The organism is Providencia sp. (assembly GCF_003533305.1).
GTDB lineage: Bacteria > Pseudomonadota > Gammaproteobacteria > Enterobacterales > Enterobacteriaceae > Providencia.
Genome location: NZ_DOEH01000006.1, coordinates 26,965 through 42,865, shown reverse-complemented (window position 1 = coordinate 42,865; position 15,901 = coordinate 26,965). Strand labels below are relative to the sequence as shown.

Below are 15,901 nucleotides of genomic sequence, written 5' to 3'. Positions count from 1 at the left end.
GAGTCCCGATGCATGAAGTTACCTTATGTCAAAGTGCGTTAGAAATTATCGAACAGCATGCAAAACAAAATCACGCACAGCGTGTCTGTGCAGTTTGGTTAGAACTCAGTGCGGTTTCTTGTATTGAAGAGTCTGCACTGCATTTTTGTTTCGATATTGTTTGTCGTAACACGCTCGCTGAGGGTGCAAAGTTACATGTCACCACCGTTGCCGCGCAAGCATGGTGCCGAGATTGCCAAAGCAATGTGAGCGTTACCCAATTTGATACGGGATGTCCTCACTGTGGCAGTCGTAACCTGCAAATAAACAGCAGCGACACCATGCAGGTAAAGCAAATTGAAGTGGAATAATCTTGTAAGACGTTTAAATCAAATCAGGAGTCAGTTATGTGTTTAGCCATACCCGGCAAAATTGTGTCAGTAGGTAATTCACCAATGGACAATGCACAAGTCGAAGTTTGTGGGGTCAAACGGGATGTGAACATTGCGCTGGTTTGTGATGGAGAAACCACCGACATGCTTGATAAATGGGTGCTCGTTCACGTCGGTTTTGCCATGAGTATTATCGATGAAGAAGAGGCCCATGATACGCTTGAAGCCCTAATGGCAATGGCCGAAGTCGAAGAAGATGTTTCTTACTTTTTACATGGAAATGCTTGATATACAACATCCTTAATCAATAAAAACCGCAGTGTTTTAAATAACCTCACTGCGGTTTACAAGTTCAACAACTAAACATCAACTATTTATAATGAAATTACTCGCCATCGAATAATTTGAATCCGCCGAACCCTTCCCAGAGAGGCAATGCAGCATAAACTTGTTGTACTGCATCAATCACCTGTTCATTCATTGGCATATAAAAACCCACTAAATCAGGTTGGATACCCAAAAAAATCACTTCATCAATATCGTCTTTTAATTGGTCGATTAAAAAATTCAACGGTAAATTATGCGTACTCATAATAAACATTTCAGCAATATCATCAGGATCAATAACACGGATTTCACCTGGATTTAAACCGATATCCGCAGCATCCACAATTAACAAACGTTTAGGTTTAAGCGCTCTTATCTGGTGAGTCACATTTTCAGGACTGCTTCCGCCATTTATTGCTAGCCAATCTGCAATGGGATTTTCTTGCATCAAGTCATATAGCATCGGGCCTGCGCCATCGTCCCCCATCATACTATTACCAACAGCTAACATAATGTTATTGTTAGATAAATCTGTCATGATCGCCTCTTTACTATTAGGTAAATTGCAGGTTCTCGCTCAATTTCACCTAATAATCGAATCAGGGTTGAACTCCATTCACAATAAGGTGAATTTTCATCTTTCGCAAACCCATCGACAGCAAGTGCTAACATACTCGTATGAGTTGAATCGATATTAATTTCACCGAAAGTAATCAACCCCTGCAATTTGCGTCGCGCCTCTCCTTCAGGTATTGCATTAACCCAAGACTGGTAACCGTCTAATGGACACACTAATTCATTTTTCAGACAATCTATCATGCCAACATGGTGACCAATAGCCAATGAGTAATACATGACTTGCTGCGCTTCTTCGGGCACATCGTCGTCGCTATCGACAAACTTTTGGCGCAGTGACCAAAAATAAACGTTGCCTTTCGAGGCGGGTTGCTCTGATGTAGAGAGCTCAATATTTGAGTTAGTCATCAACGCCCCCTTGCTGTAACACGGTCACTAAGCGGTTAACAATGTCTCGTAAGCGAGGATCTTGCTCTTCGTTAATCCATTTTTGCATCGTTGCTTGAACCTGTGTTGGTGTTGCACCTTCAAGCAATGATAAAAAGTGATCGCTAATTTCTCTTCCTTGAAAATACCCAGCCTGACGACGCGCTTCTCGTTCAATCATCACACGCGTAGCCAATGGGATAGAGGGTAACAATAATTCTACGCGTTCACCTTCGCCTTCATGGTGATCTTGTGCGGTTAATTTTTGATTTAATAACCCCAAGGCCACCGCAAATCCATAAATGGTTGCCGCAGGTGTCGGTGGACAACCCGGTATCCATACATCAATCGGCACAATATGTTCACTGCCACCCCAAACGCAGTAAAGGTCATGGAAAATACCACCACCACAGCCACAAGCCCCGTAAGAAATACAAATTTTTGGGTCAGGAGCAGATTCATAAGCACGCAATGCAGGCATACGCATTGCCCGCGTCACAGCGCCCGTAAATAGCAAAATATCAGCATGTCGTGGTGATGCAACGACTTTGATCCCAAAACGTTCCGCATCAAATACAGGCGTGATTGCAGAGAAAATCTCTATCTCACACCCATTGCAACCACCACAGTCGACACGATAAACATAAGCTGAACGTTTGATATCTTTTAACAAGGTACTTTTTAATTTTGCGACCTGCTCATCCATGCTGACAGGCTGACTCACATGATGATTAACAGGGATCTCTGGAAAACTCATGATTTATCTCCCTCAATATGCAAACGGAAGTTTTGACGATTATTATTTAACAGGTTATTTTTCTGTTTGCAGGTCGGACAGGTTTCATACATTGGTCTTAGTGCTTCAATGCCACTCTCTTCAATACCCGACGCCACCATCAACGCCATTGCATAATCGACTGATTTTTTAGGGGCAAATGCTTCACCACACTGACGACAATGTTGTAAACGAAAAGTCCCTTTCATATACAGATCGGCTTTATTCATCACGGCAGTTTCAAATTCTTCTGTCAGATGAATTGCTCGGGTTGGGCAAACCTCTTCACAACGGGCACAATAAATACAGCGCCCAAGAAATAGCTGCCAGCGACGTTCACCGCTTTCTAAATCGGTTTCCATCGTTAAGGCATTCGCAGGACAAGCCGAGATACAAGCGCCACAAGCGATACATTGCAATGGGTCATATTCTGGCTTACCACGGAAACCATGAGCCACTTCAAGTGGCTTAAATGGATATTTAACCGTTGCTGTCCCCGTTTCACGGAGGATTTTAAATAATTTAAGCATTAGTATTTCCTCCGGCTTATTTCATTAACGATTTTTTACGCAGAATACTTTGTTGCTCTAACTCTTTGTATGCAATGGTTTTTGCTTTACGTTTTTTCACATCCACCAGCGTCACACGGTCAGTACAAGAGTAACAAGGGTCAAGGCTACCAATAATTAATGGCGCATCAGAAACCGTATTCCCTTGCAACATATAACGCAGTACTGGCCAGTTGGCATAAGTCGCCGCACGGCAGCGCCAGCGATACAATTTCTGATTATCACCTAACATGCTCCAGTGAACATCTTCGCCACGTGGTGCTTCGGTATAACCCAGCGCAAATTTATGTGGTTGATATGTAAAGCCTTCGGTCAAAATTGGGCCATCTGGCATATTGTCCAATGCATATTCAATCATGGATAAAGAATCTAATGTTTCTTTAATTCGCACCATCACGCGTGAATAAACGTCACAACCATCTAAAGTGAAAAGCGTTTTCGGTAAGTTGGCATAATCGGCAAATGGGTGATCAAAACGCACATCACGTTTGAATCCGCTAGCGCGGATCATTGGGCCTACTGGGCTATAGTCTCGCGCAACTTTAGGATCTAAAAGACCAACCCCCACAGTACGCTGTTCCATATTCGGCGTGCTCAGCAGCATATCCACCAGTTCGGTCACATCACGGCGCATTTCGCGTACCAACTGAATGGTTTTCACCCGCTGTTCTTTTAAGAAATCACGGCGAACACCACCTATCAAATTAGTACCGTAAGTTTTACGCGCACCAGTCAATAATTCAGCCATCTTCATGGATTTTTCACGCACGCGGAAAAACTGCATAAAACCAGTATCAAAACCGGTAAAGTGGCTCGCTAAACCAATATTTAATAAATGGCTGTGTAAGCGCTCAACTTCCAGCAGTACGCTACGAATAGTATGTGCACGAGGTGGAACATAAATACCAAGGGCATTTTCGACTGAAGAGGTATAAGCCACGCTATGAGTGAAACCGCAAATGCCACAAACTCGGTCAGATAAAAACGTGACTTCGTTATAGCCCATACGGGTTTCTGCTAGTTTTTCCATACCACGGTGAACATAGAACATGCGGTAGTCCGCATCCACAATGCGTTCACCATCAACGAATAATCTAAAATGGCCAGGTTCATCAGAGGTGATATGTAATGGACCGATTGGTACAACTCGGCTTTGAGTTTTACTATCATTGATAAACTGATAAGTTTCAGTATCCGTGGTTGGCTCTGGACGCTGACGATAGTCCATCGTGTCTTTACGCAATGGATAAAGATCTTCAGGCCAATCATCGGGGAGCACTAAACGACGTTCATCAGGCAAGCCTACCGCACGCAGACCATACATATCCCGTATTTCACGTTCCCCCCAAACTGCGGCTGGAACTCGCGGAGTAACAGAAGGAAACTCTTGAGTAATAGGGCTAACAAAAGCCTTTACTGTTACCCAGCATTTTTCACCTTCTTCCATTGAAAGTGCATAATACACCGCAAATTGTCCATTCAATGGGCGCTCATCATTCCCCCACAGCACGGGTAACCAGCCGCCGCAACCGTAATACAGAAATTCAACCACCTCTGGCAGCATTTCCGTTTTAATGGTGATAGTGACCTGATTCGCAGTCTGCCACTCTTCGTCCAGCACCGCATGAGGAAATTTCTCGCGGACTTTTGCCAGATAACCCGCGCCTTTACGAACGCCCTGAAGGGTATCTGCATAATTCTGATAGCTCACGTTATTTCTCCTGCAATGAGGTCGAAGAGGCGTTTACACCCCACGGCCAATGAAAGTTTAAAGTAGTTAATTCTGAATTAGGTAATGCACTGTCTTTCAACACAATAGTGGCCGCATTCTCAAGTAGATTACTAACAGACTGTGGAATGTGCGTACCCATTACCAACATCAAAACAATAAGAATTGCCATCGGTAAGGTCGTCAAAATGCCAAGTTCACCTTTTGAAACACAGTCAGGTTTCTCACCAAATAATGTTTTAGAGATCATTCTGACTAATCCGCCAAGAACGACAGTAATGAGAATTAAAACAAGCAGTGTCAGCCAGAAATGGTTGGTAGCAATACCTGCAACCACAATCATGAACTCACTTAAAAATATGTTAAACGGTGGCATACCGCCTAAAGCTAATGCGCCACCAGCGAACACGACTGCGGTAAATGGCATTGTGCGTAATAGCCCTTTAACAACGGTAATATCCCGCGTGCCATATTTAAGTAATACATTACCTGAACCACAAAACAGCAGCGTTTTCGCTAAACTGTGATTCAAAGTATGTAATAACGCAGCAAGTACCCCTAATGGGCCACCAATACCTAATGCGACTGCAATCAAGCCCATATTTTCAACGCTTGAATAAGCTAATAGTCGTTTCATATCTCGTTGAACTAAGATAAAGAATGCGGCGACAGCAACAGAAAGCAAGCCAAAGACAAGTAACAAGGTTTGAGTAAATTCACCACCAATCGCAGACGTGACGATGATGTAATAACGAATGATGATAAGTAGTGCGCAATTTAACAATACGGCAGAAAGTAATGCCGAAGTTGGGCTTGGAGCCTCACTATGTGCATCAGGTAACCATGCATGCATTGGAAACAGACCCGTTTTGGTTCCGAAGCCAACTAAAACGAATACAAAGGCTAAATGCATCAAAGTTGGGTCAAGTAATGAGGTATATTTCAATACTTCTGTCCAGAAAATCGCTAACTCTGGATCAGGCATGACATTGACCGCATTGGCATAAACCAAAATGGTACCAAATAGACCAAATGCCACACCGACACTACAGATAATGATGTATTTCCACGCGGCTTCTAAAGAAGAGCGTTGGCCATAAATACCTACCAAAAATGCAGAGCTTAATGTGGTAGCTTCAACCGCCGCCCACATTAGAATCAAGTTATTACTGGTAATAACCAATAGCATGGTAAATAAGAACAGATGGAAGAAACCATAGTAATTGCAAAGGGTTCCAACGCTAATTTCCCCCTCTTCAACCTCATGGTTCATATAGCCAATGGAATATAAACCTGTCAGAAAACCAACAATTCCCAATATCGCTAAAAATAATCCAGCAAGGCTATCAAGATGTATCCAGCGCTGCGCCATTAGCAGGTCGCCAACTTCACCAATGGTATTTACCATCCACAGCGATAATACCAACAATAAAGTAATCCCGATGGCATGCACCAAAGTAACCGCCATTTTGGCGCTATTTCCAAGTAAACGGCAGATAAAAGCCAACATAGAAATAACCAATGGTGTCGCCATTAATAACGTCAATAACATAGTTTGATTCATCTCATCACCCCTTCAGCGCGGTCAGTTGATCCACGTTCAGTGTGTTGAGCGTGCGATAGATTTTACGTGCCAGCACCGCCATGATAATCACAGCAAAAATGGCGTCCGTCGCGATGCCTATTTCAACTAATTCTGGCGCTTTATATGCCAGCAATGCCAATGTCAGATGTGAACCATTTTCCATCAAGCAATAACCAAATGCCTGCTTAAGGATATTTTTCTGGGTCACAATACATAGCAATCCCAACATAAAATGTCCCAGTGAAACCGCTAAAGCTGGCTTCAAATCTGTGGCTATTGGCAGTTTTATCGGTTCGACAACAAACCAACACAACACTACGATGACCGCTGCTGCTAACATCAACCATGCAGGACTTATCACACCGCCATTCGCTGACGGATCAGAGAGTTTGCGAAATGCATATCCCATAATCAGTGGTACTAAAACTACTTTTGTTGCAAATGCAGTGCCTGCCCACATTGCTAGCTCTGGCGCATTCAAGGTTTGAGAGAGTGTGGCAAAAATCGCCACCAGAACCAAAGATTGAAGTGCATAAAACCAACAAGATGCCACCGGACGTTTTGCGCCGATAACCAGTAGCGAAGTGATCATCATCAGCCCCGCTAAATTATTTACAATCATTGAACCAGTCATACTTTCTCCCCTTAATTGAGCCAGATGACGGCAATAACACTAGAACAGAAGGACATGATGATCAGTAAACCAATTACCCACTGCATCGCCCATGGAACAGCACTGCCATTTGCCACTTCTTCACTTGGTTCGCCAGGTACCACTTTACCGAACCAGTAAAGTAACCAAGCAAAACTCGCGACGGATTCAATCAACACCAAAATCATAATTGGCGTTAATATCCAGAATTTGTCAGACAACGCGAAACCTGCGGCAAAGATTGGAAATTTACTGAAAAAACCATTAAGCGGAGGAACACCGGCAATCGCCAATGCCGCCACACAAAATCCAACGCCCAAGAGTGGATACTGTTTTGCTAATCCACGTAAACGCGGCAGCATACGTGTACCGCAGCTATAGCTCAGCGCACCTGCAACTAAGAAGAATAAACTTTTCGCAAAAGCATGGTTAAAGATGTAAGCAATACCGCCATCAAACGCCTCTTTCGAACCAAAAATCGATAACGACAAGGCAAGAAAGATATACGCTAATTGGGTAATGGTTGACCACGCTAGCAATCGTTTCATATCTTTTTGTGGTAGATACATCAAGAAACCATATACCAAGGTGATCACTGCCATCGTCACACCAATCCAACCGATAATTTCCGGTACATGGGTTGATGACATAATGCTACGCGCAAAAATATACACGCCAACTTTCACCATAGAGGCCGCGTGTAAATACGCGCTGACCGGTGTTGGCGCTTCCATCGCATCAGGTAACCAAGCCTGTAATGGGAGTTGTGCAGACTTACCCCATGCCGCAAATAAAATGCCACCAAAAACAATCAGGCTTTGTGTTTCATTCAGCTGATTAATGGCACTTAGTGCGAATGTTCCTGTACTGATGAATAAGGTCGCCGCTGCCATGTACAGTCCCAACGAACCGATATGGGTGATAAGCAGTGCTTTCATTGCAGAACGCTGTGATTTTTCAGTTTGGTAATAACCAATCAGCGCCCAAGAACAGCCCCCAGTAATTTCGAAGAAGACGAGTTGTCCTAAAATGGTAGAAGACAGCACCACACCCGCCATTGCACCGATAAAAATCAGCAAAAATGCATAATAGCGGCGAGTTGGGCCGTGTGCGTGCTCACGATTACCTTCGGTCAAATAGCCTGTAGAATACAGACAGATCAAAAAGCCTAGGAATACTACGGCAAACGCAATTAATGTACTGACGCCATCAATGGTAAAACCAAATAACGCGACATCCCCTGCTTGTACTAATTCCAACGTGGTGGCGACTTTGCCACCGTCGAGATACAACCAACCCAATGCCGCCGTACCGAGCGATGCAAGCAACGCAACTAACGTACTTAGCCACGGTGCGACACGTGTTGGTAAGAAACTGACCAGCAACGCCCCAATAAACGGAACCATTAGAGTCGCCAGTGCAATATTTTCTAACATGCTTTGTCGCTCCTTATAGACCGGTGAGATAGAACACGAATCCAAGTGCCGCAACACCGAATCCTAACCAAGTCACATGGTGCGTCAGTAAGAAACGACCACGAGCCAAACTATTTTCGACTAACGATGCCAGAACGAAAATAACCAACAATTTTATGAGCATGATGACGATGGCAAATAGCAAACTGACTATTGTCAATTCGCTCGCATTACCATAGGGAAAGAAAATAGACAGAAACAAAACTGCGACGATCACTTGTTTCAGACCTATACCCCATTTCACTAACGCCAAACCCGATCCTGAATACTCAGTAAGCGGTCCTTCTTGCAATTCTTGCTCAGCTTCCGCCACATCGAAGGGAATTTTGCCCATTTCAATAAAAGTGGCAAAACCACAAGCTAATAGTGCAAGGAGCGTTGCTGTTGGTGATATCCAGCCCTCATTCATCACCGCACTAATAGCGCCGATGTTGGTTGAGCCTGCAATTAATGCGACAACTAACAAACCAAGAAATAAAGTAGGTTCGACCAAAACACCAAGCGTCAATTCACGGCTGGCACCGATACCTGCAAATGGGCTTCCGGTATCTAAACCTGAGAGCGAAAAGAAAAAGCGAAATAGCGCAAAAACATACAACACAATAATGATGTCAGATGCGCCACTAAACAGTGAAGTGATCGTAAAGACAGGCAGTGCCATCGCTAATAACAACATACTACCGAGTAATACATAAGGCATGATACAAAAGACCATTCCTGAATCACGCGGTGCGACGGACTGACGCTTCAACAATTTAAAAATATCACGATAATCTTGTAAAACGCCGGGTCCTTGACGAGAGTGCATTTTGGCGCGAATTTGACGAGATATACCAGTAAACAATGGTGTTAATAGCAGTAAAAATACCGCTTGAACCACTGCAAAGAGTCCTGTCATCAATGTCGGTGTTTCTTGAATAGACATGGTTTCTCTCTCCTTACGCCGCAATGACGACAAGTAAAACGACTAACGCCGCAACGACATAGAGACAATAAAGTCTAAAATCCCCACCTTGAAGACACTGCATTCGTTTGGCAAACCGATTGATACCGCGCACTAGAGGATAAATAATACTTTCATCCCAGAAAGGTTCGACTTTCCCTGCCCCTGCTTTAGTCACTTCTAAAGCCTGAGCCAATTTCGCTGACGGATCGAGCTGTTTACGCATCCGATACAAGGGTGCGAACATAGAACGAAGCGGCTGAGTAAATCCACCCGCAGATACGGACATATCGCTTTCCCATGCATAACCACAAGCCCATGCATCGCCTTTACGACGAAAACCGAGTTGTTTGCCTTTGAAAACCATATAAATAATAAATGGGATCACAGGTAAGGCGAGTAGAAGCACAAAAGTCATAGCAGGTGATATCATCGCTTGAGACGCGCTATCAGGTATTAGCATCGTACCTTGAACAACCGTGATATCCGTTGCACTGGTCAATGACATCGCGACATTGGCTAACACAGGTGCAATCACACTCGCACCCACACCTAAAATGACGCAAATTGCCGCAAGAATAATCATCGCGACAGTCATGGTCCAAGGTACTTCTCGTGCATGGGTTGCTTGTTCGCTACGCGCACCACCACAAAAACTCACGCCATAGACTTTCACAAAGCACATTGCCGCAAGAGCACCTGTGATGGCTAACATCACAATCGCAATTGGGCCACTGATACGCATAATGAAAGTGCCTTCATGGCTCATAGAAAATAGGGATTGATAGGTGTACCACTCACTCACAAAACCATTGAGTGGCGGTAATGCAGAAATGGCCATACAACCAATTAAAAAGGCCGTCGCAGTGAGCGGCATTAACTTGGCTAAGCCCCCCATCTTATCCATATCACGAGTATGAATACGGTAAATCACCGCACCAGCACCGAGAAATAGCAAGCCTTTAAATACCGCATGGTTGAGTAAGTGATAAAGCGCACCAAGTAGACCAATAGTCGCCAACACTGGCATGTTATTTGCCATACCGACCATACTAACGCCAACGCCCATCAAAATGATGCCGATGTTTTCTACTGTATGCCAAGCAAGCAAACGCTTGATATCATGTTCTGCTAAGGCGTACATAACCCCAAGAACGGAAGATACGGCCCCAAAAGCAAGTACTACAATTCCCCACCAACCTTGCGTTGCACCTAACAAATCGATGCCGACTTTGATGATCCCAAAGATACCAATCTTAACCATCACACCAGACATCAGCGCGGAAGCATGAGAAGGTGCGGCTGGGTGAGCTTGCGGTAACCAACTGTGCAAAGGCAACATCCCCGCCTTGGCACCAAAACCGAAGAAACCCAATAAAAAGACGATAGAAGCCATCGCTGGTGAAAGTGAAAGTTGACGGAAGGAGTCGAAATCTAAGCTACCGCTTTGACGCCACATCAAGAAGAAAGCAATCATGATGAGGATAGAACCGGCGTGAGCAATAAAGAAGTACAGTAAGCCAGCACGGATAGATTTTTCATCTTGGTCAGCAATAACCAGAAACCAAGAAGCTAATGACATCATTTCAAATAAAATAATGAAATAGAAAGCGTTATCCATAACGACCAGTGCAACCATTGATGCAACAAATAGGTTCAAAAAGAACCCCATGCTCCATGCGCCTCGTCCACAATATTCCTGAACATAATTCAATGAATATAAAGCACTGACGGTTACAAGTAATGAAATCACCATCACCATAAAAGCGGCGAGGCTATCAAAACGAACCACAAAATGCGCAAATGGGAATGGTCCTTGCGCAAAATAGGTCAATACCTCGCCATTCATCAACACAGGAATTGAACTCATTAAACCGAGGAGCCCGCCAATTATTGCTGCAATACCAGCGACATAAATTGCTATTTTTTCTTGTCTTTTAAATAGCAATGATATGAAGCCACCAGCAAAATAAAGGGAGATTGACCACAAGAGTAACTGAAGCGACGTCATGTTATGAGTTCTCCTGTCCTGAGACAAAAATGTCGAACTCTGGCGGCATCACATTGACCGATGCATTGCGTCGTTTCGCATTTTCATTTTCTAATTGGTTCTCTTCAACAATATGGAGAGCGTCAGTTGGGCACACTTTCACGCAAGCTGGGCCCTCTTCGCTAAAGTCACATAAATCACATTTCACAGCGACATTACGAATACCAGCATTCCATGCCAAAAACGGGTTCATCGTTGGTAAGCTGTCAGGAACATCCAATAACATTTCTTTGGGAACATATTGTTCAAAGAAATCAGGCATATCCACAGGTTTACTGCCTGATGGGGTGATTGCCCCAAATGGGCAAACTAGACCGCATAATTTGCAGCCTATACAAAGACTTTCATTCAGCACAATCATGTTGTTCTCGTGGGTGATGGCATTCACCGGACACACACGAGCACATGGAGCATCATCACACTGGCGGCAGAGCATAGGTGCAGTCAGCTCTCCAATTTTCACCACTTTTAGTCGCGGATATGTTTGTAATCCCTGAACTTTATGCGTCTCTGAGCACGCCGCCATACAGGTATTACATCCGATACATAATTGTGGGTCGGCAATAACAAAGCGATTCATTCGCCTTACCCTCCAATAAAATCTGTCAAGTCATTAGGATTGATGCCATTAACTAAGCATTTTTCATGCCATAAATTATTAGCAATAAAATCAATTTGTTATGAAATAATGGAATGATAAATACCGCTTAATCGACACTAATGACGACAAGCAGTGAAGTGAGGAAGCGAAATCTGTGAAAATGAAATGGACAAACTGAATAGCAAAATGGCCACAGTGTGAATTAATCACACCGTAGCCACTCTTTATTTAGGTTCTCTATTTAGGTTTTATTGTATTTGGCTTTCGGCTGACTCAACCAAATTAATCAGTCGCGAACGCATATCGACATATTTCGAAGTCACGAGGCTTTCTGCGGATTTTTGATCGTTAATTTTGACAATCCTTGCGGCGCAATATTTAGTTTCTGGCGTTTTTGAAATAGGATCAAGATTATCTTGCGTCAATTCATTACAAGCTCCAACCCACCATTGGTAAGTCATATAAATGGCGGGCTTATTGATAGTTTCATTAATACTACAACGAGACATAACTTTTCCCCGACGAGACTCAACCCAAACGATATCTTGATCTTTAATGCCTATTTTTTTCGCGGTTTCGGGATTAACTTGAACATAACCCGGCTCATCCGCTAAAGATGCGAGCGCTTTACAATTTCCGGTCATTGAGCGACAAGAATAATGGCCAACCTCACGAACCGTTGAAAGGATCAACGGGTATGTTTCATCCGGTAATTCCGCAGGAGCGCGCCAATTGGTTGCAAAAAGTAGCCCTTTACCTGAAGGCGTATCAAATACGTTGTCCTTATAGAGGTAAGGCGTTCCCATATGATCTTCAGTTGGACAAGGCCATTGAATATGCGCTAATCCGGCTAATTTTTCATAGGTCACACCAAAAAATAGCGGACAAAGTTTTCTAACTTCATCCCAAATTTGTTTATTATCGGTGTACGACATTGGATAACCCATTTCTGTCGCTATCAAACAAATAATTTCCCAATCTCGTTTAACATTACCAACTGGCTCAATCGCTTTCTCAAATCGTTGAAATCCACGGTCAGCACAAGTGAAGATACCACCGTGTTCACCCCAACTGGTTGAAGGTAAAATAACATCGGCTTGTTCTGCCGTTTTGGTCATGAAAATATCTTGAACGACAACAAACTCGAGTGCTTCAAAACCTTTTCGAACTAGATTCAAATCTGCTTCTGTCTGTAATGGGTCTTCACCCATGATGTAATAAGCTTTGACCTTTCCTTCAATAGCTAAATGAGGTACTTCAGTAATTCGATAACCTACGTTAGGGTCAAGCTGCTCAGACGAAATTCCCCACTCTTTTGCAAATTTTTGACGTACGCTTTCATCTGTGACCTCCTGATAACCGGGGAATAGATTAGGTAACACCCCCATATCACAAGCACCTTGAACATTATTTTGTCCGCGAACAGGCGCAACGCCCACATTCGGTTTTCCGAGGTTTCCCGTCATCAGCGCTAAGCTAGAAAGACCTTTAACTACATCAACGGCTTGTCCAAATTGGGTCACGCCCATTCCCCACATAATGGTCGCTGTTTTAGCTTTAGCGTAAGTTCGCATCGCCTGACGAATTTGTAATGCAGGAATACCGACAATATCCTGAACCGCTTCCGGACTATAATCCTGTACTATTTGTTTAACGTCTTCAAAACCTTCAGTAAACTGATTAACATAATTTTTATCATAAAGTTCTTCTTCTATCAGGGTATAAATAAAGGCATTCACTAATGCCATATTGGTCCCATTCTTTAGCGGAAGATATTGTGTGGCTATTTTTGCTGTTTCTATTTTTCTCGGGTCGCAAACAATAATTTCAGCCCCTTTTTCTTTAGCTTTTATCACTCGCCTAGCAACGATTGGGTGAGAGTCTGCGCAGTTATATCCGAAAACTAATAAACAATCCGAGTTCTCAATATCGGCGATTGAGTTACTCATGGCGCCATTCCCCAATGTGACCTGTAACCCTGCCACAGAAGGGCCATGGCAAACTCGCGCGCAGCAGTCGACATTATTATTGCCTAACACTGCACGGGTAAATTTTTGCATGACAAAATTGGTTTCATTACCCGTACCACGAGAAGAACCCGTGCACATAATGGATTTAGCGCCATACTTTTCTTTGATTTCTTTTAATTTATGGGCGGTATAATTAATGGCTTCACGCCAACTGACAACTTCAAATGGCGCCCCTTTTTCCCTGCGGATCATTGGCTGATTAATGCGAGCAGTTAGTAATTTATTATCATAAAGAAAATCCCAGCCATACAAACCTTTTAAACAGAGTTGTCCTTGATTTGTAGCGCCATTAGCGCCTTCAGCTTTGATTATTTTGCCGTTTTCAACACAGAGATTTAATTTACAACCAGCGCCGCAGTATGGGCATACAGATATAACTTTTTTCATTTGAAGTCCTTTCCCCTAACTAGGGAGTAAAAGAGTAAGAAAAAGAAACTCAAATAATGCACAAAATATGCCAATAAAATAATGAATATTAATCAATATGATAGGAATACAACTTAATGTTCAAACTGAGCGTCGACATTTTTGACGAAAATAATTTAAAGTTTAAAATTGGAATAAAAAGTATGCAAGATAGGGAATTTTTACTGTTTTGGAATAAAAAATTAATCATCTCATCAATAGTTAAATCTCCCGAGATAACAGATTTTTAATGATCCCACATTTATCATTAATATCCATATTCTTGCTATGAACTTGTAAAATAACCAAATCTTTCTCTAACCGCTTCAACTTCTCAATATTTTCTCTAATACTGGATAAATGACTCAAAACGACCTCTTCGACTAATTCACAACCCGCATTATTATTATCAATAAGATTGAGTAATTTTTTGATCTCACGATGCGACATATTAAAATTTCGACAGTTTTTTATAAACCTTAAACGTTCAACATGATTTTCACTATAACTCCGATAGTTATTATTATTTCTATTGGGAGGTAACATTAGCCCTTCACGTTCATAGAAACGAATAGTTTCCCTTGGAATTTTAAATAAATCTGACATCTCACCTATTTTCATTTATTCACCTCAAATAATTTCAATCTAAAAATATGCTAACAATCTTAAACCTTGCCGTCATTGTAAGGTCAAGAAAAATAGTAAATAAGCATTTATTAATTTTTAATATCATGATTCAAATTAAGCATCGTAGCGTAGTACAGTTTCTTTTCGATACTTGCCCGGTGTCACTTTCAAGATTCTTTTAAATGCACGATTTAGCTCTTGCTGACTATCAAAGCCATATCGAAATGCAATATCAATAATTTTATCATTGGTTTTCTTTAGATCAGACGAGACCTTTAATAGCCTGATATTTAAAATATATTCACCTAAGTTAACGCCAACCACATGTTTAAATATCCGCTGAAAATGCCATTTTGAATAACCTGCTCTTTCAGAGATTATTTCAATATCGAGAGGTTTATCAACATTTTCATCAATCCAAATAATAATATCATTCACGATATTTTCTCTTAGTGCATTATTATTCATCATTAAACACCTCAATGACCGTCATGATTGATTTCATTTTAAACTCTATTTAATTTAAATATAATTAAGTTACTTTAAAGTCATTTAAAACCTTAAAGTAGATACAAGGTCAATAGTTCAGAAGATTATTTTAATTTTTTATACAGTAGCCTTTATTTAATTCCTCATCAAAATAAAATAAATCAGCATATTAAAAATCCATATCAAATGTAAACTTACCATCTTTTATTTTTTTTCATTTAATTAAAACTATTGACTTTACAGCGACTGTAACCTTTACCCTTGCAAAGAA

16 protein-coding genes are annotated in these 15,901 nt (G+C 42.1%); 2 read left to right on the top strand and 14 right to left on the bottom strand.

Going from position 1 to position 15,901, the window contains the following annotated elements:
- Positions 1-8 precede the first annotated feature (8 nt).
- The gene (hypA, locus tag DD649_RS01880; RefSeq protein ID WP_294102963.1) at positions 9-350 is read left to right on the top strand and encodes a hydrogenase maturation nickel metallochaperone HypA; all 342 of its coding nucleotides are present in this window, start codon (positions 9-11) and stop codon (positions 348-350) included.
- Positions 351-386: 36 nt separating this feature from the next.
- On the top strand, positions 387-659 hold the full coding sequence (gene hybG / locus DD649_RS01875) for a hydrogenase maturation factor HybG (RefSeq protein WP_336428795.1): 273 nt from the start codon (positions 387-389) through the stop codon (positions 657-659).
- Between the two features lie 97 nt (positions 660-756).
- Here the strand turns inward: hybG and hycI are convergent, their stop codons facing one another.
- From hycI to DD649_RS01805, 14 genes are all read right to left on the bottom strand, one after another.
- On the bottom strand, positions 757-1,236 hold the full coding sequence (hycI, locus tag DD649_RS01870; RefSeq protein WP_294102956.1) for a hydrogenase maturation peptidase HycI: 480 nt from the start codon (positions 1,234-1,236) through the stop codon (positions 757-759).
- Positions 1,233-1,682 carry a formate hydrogenlyase maturation HycH family protein gene (locus tag DD649_RS01865; protein ID WP_336428793.1) on the bottom strand — a complete coding sequence of 150 codons (450 nt, stop codon included), beginning with the start codon at positions 1,680-1,682 and terminating at the stop codon, positions 1,233-1,235. Before DD649_RS01865 ends, hycI begins: the two co-directional genes overlap by 4 nt.
- Positions 1,675-2,457: an NADH-quinone oxidoreductase subunit B family protein gene (locus DD649_RS01860; RefSeq protein ID WP_294102951.1), complete on the bottom strand. Its 783-nt coding sequence runs from the start codon at positions 2,455-2,457 to the stop codon at positions 1,675-1,677. The genes DD649_RS01865 and DD649_RS01860 overlap by 8 nt, the downstream gene beginning before the upstream one ends.
- Positions 2,454-3,005 carry a hydrogenase 4 subunit H gene (hyfH, locus tag DD649_RS01855; protein WP_336428790.1) on the bottom strand — a complete coding sequence of 184 codons (552 nt, stop codon included), beginning with the start codon at positions 3,003-3,005 and terminating at the stop codon, positions 2,454-2,456. The genes DD649_RS01860 and hyfH overlap by 4 nt, the downstream gene beginning before the upstream one ends.
- A gap of 16 nt (positions 3,006-3,021) precedes the next feature.
- Complete coding sequence (locus tag DD649_RS01850; RefSeq protein ID WP_294102947.1) at positions 3,022-4,755, bottom strand: hydrogenase large subunit; 1,734 nt, start codon at positions 4,753-4,755, stop codon at positions 3,022-3,024.
- Between the two features lies 1 nt (position 4,756).
- Positions 4,757-6,337 (bottom strand): hydrogenase 4 subunit F, encoded by a 1,581-nt coding sequence (locus tag DD649_RS01845; protein WP_294102945.1) that lies wholly within the window; start codon positions 6,335-6,337, stop codon positions 4,757-4,759.
- A 4-nt stretch (positions 6,338-6,341) separates the two neighbouring features.
- Positions 6,342-6,992, bottom strand: a complete 651-nt coding sequence (gene hyfE, locus DD649_RS01840; protein ID WP_336428787.1) for a hydrogenase 4 membrane subunit — start codon at positions 6,990-6,992, stop codon at positions 6,342-6,344.
- Positions 6,993-7,003: 11 nt separating this feature from the next.
- Positions 7,004-8,446 carry a hydrogenase 4 subunit D gene (locus DD649_RS01835; protein WP_294102943.1) on the bottom strand — a complete coding sequence of 481 codons (1,443 nt, stop codon included), beginning with the start codon at positions 8,444-8,446 and terminating at the stop codon, positions 7,004-7,006.
- A 13-nt stretch (positions 8,447-8,459) separates the two neighbouring features.
- The gene (locus DD649_RS01830) at positions 8,460-9,410 is read right to left on the bottom strand and encodes a respiratory chain complex I subunit 1 family protein (protein ID WP_294102940.1); all 951 of its coding nucleotides are present in this window, start codon (positions 9,408-9,410) and stop codon (positions 8,460-8,462) included.
- 13 nt (positions 9,411-9,423) lie between these two features.
- Positions 9,424-11,439, bottom strand: coding sequence for a hydrogenase 4 subunit B (gene hyfB / locus DD649_RS01825; RefSeq protein WP_294102938.1), 2,016 nt, complete (start codon positions 11,437-11,439; stop codon positions 9,424-9,426).
- A 1-nt stretch (position 11,440) separates the two neighbouring features.
- Entirely contained in the window at positions 11,441-12,058 is a 618-nt protein-coding gene (locus tag DD649_RS01820; protein WP_294102935.1) for a 4Fe-4S dicluster domain-containing protein, read from the bottom strand.
- 269 nt (positions 12,059-12,327) lie between these two features.
- A complete protein-coding gene (gene fdhF / locus DD649_RS01815) occupies positions 12,328-14,496 on the bottom strand; it encodes a formate dehydrogenase subunit alpha (RefSeq protein WP_294102934.1) in 2,169 nt (722 codons plus the stop codon).
- Between the two features lie 240 nt (positions 14,497-14,736).
- Entirely contained in the window at positions 14,737-15,135 is a 399-nt protein-coding gene (locus DD649_RS01810; protein ID WP_294102932.1) for a MerR family transcriptional regulator, read from the bottom strand.
- A 120-nt stretch (positions 15,136-15,255) separates the two neighbouring features.
- Positions 15,256-15,612: a helix-turn-helix domain-containing protein gene (locus DD649_RS01805; protein WP_294102930.1), complete on the bottom strand. Its 357-nt coding sequence runs from the start codon at positions 15,610-15,612 to the stop codon at positions 15,256-15,258.
- Between the last annotated feature and the right edge of the window lie 289 nt (positions 15,613-15,901).

Excerpts from the sequence above, each read along its gene's own strand:
- DD649_RS01860 (WP_294102951.1), bottom strand. The coding sequence starts at position 2,457 with ATGAGTTTTCCAGAGATCCCTGTTAATCATCATGTGAGTCAGCCTGTC.
- hyfE (WP_336428787.1), bottom strand. The coding sequence starts at position 6,992 with ATGACTGGTTCAATGATTGTAAATAATTTAGCGGGGCTGATGATGATC.
- DD649_RS01820 (WP_294102935.1), bottom strand. The coding sequence starts at position 12,058 with ATGAATCGCTTTGTTATTGCCGACCCACAATTATGTATCGGATGTAAT.
- hybG (WP_336428795.1), top strand. The coding sequence starts at position 387 with ATGTGTTTAGCCATACCCGGCAAAATTGTGTCAGTAGGTAATTCACCA.
- DD649_RS01865 (WP_336428793.1), bottom strand. The coding sequence starts at position 1,682 with ATGACTAACTCAAATATTGAGCTCTCTACATCAGAGCAACCCGCCTCG.
- DD649_RS01845 (WP_294102945.1), bottom strand. The coding sequence starts at position 6,337 with ATGAATCAAACTATGTTATTGACGTTATTAATGGCGACACCATTGGTT.
- DD649_RS01835 (WP_294102943.1), bottom strand. The coding sequence starts at position 8,446 with ATGTTAGAAAATATTGCACTGGCGACTCTAATGGTTCCGTTTATTGGG.
- fdhF (WP_294102934.1), bottom strand. The coding sequence starts at position 14,496 with ATGAAAAAAGTTATATCTGTATGCCCATACTGCGGCGCTGGTTGTAAA.
- hyfB (WP_294102938.1), bottom strand. The coding sequence starts at position 11,439 with ATGACGTCGCTTCAGTTACTCTTGTGGTCAATCTCCCTTTATTTTGCT.
- DD649_RS01805 (WP_294102930.1), bottom strand. The coding sequence starts at position 15,612 with ATGATGAATAATAATGCACTAAGAGAAAATATCGTGAATGATATTATT.
- hypA (WP_294102963.1), top strand. The coding sequence starts at position 9 with ATGCATGAAGTTACCTTATGTCAAAGTGCGTTAGAAATTATCGAACAG.
- DD649_RS01810 (WP_294102932.1), bottom strand. The coding sequence starts at position 15,135 with ATGAAAATAGGTGAGATGTCAGATTTATTTAAAATTCCAAGGGAAACT.
- hycI (WP_294102956.1), bottom strand. The coding sequence starts at position 1,236 with ATGACAGATTTATCTAACAATAACATTATGTTAGCTGTTGGTAATAGT.
- hyfH (WP_336428790.1), bottom strand. The coding sequence starts at position 3,005 with ATGCTTAAATTATTTAAAATCCTCCGTGAAACGGGGACAGCAACGGTT.
- DD649_RS01830 (WP_294102940.1), bottom strand. The coding sequence starts at position 9,410 with ATGTCTATTCAAGAAACACCGACATTGATGACAGGACTCTTTGCAGTG.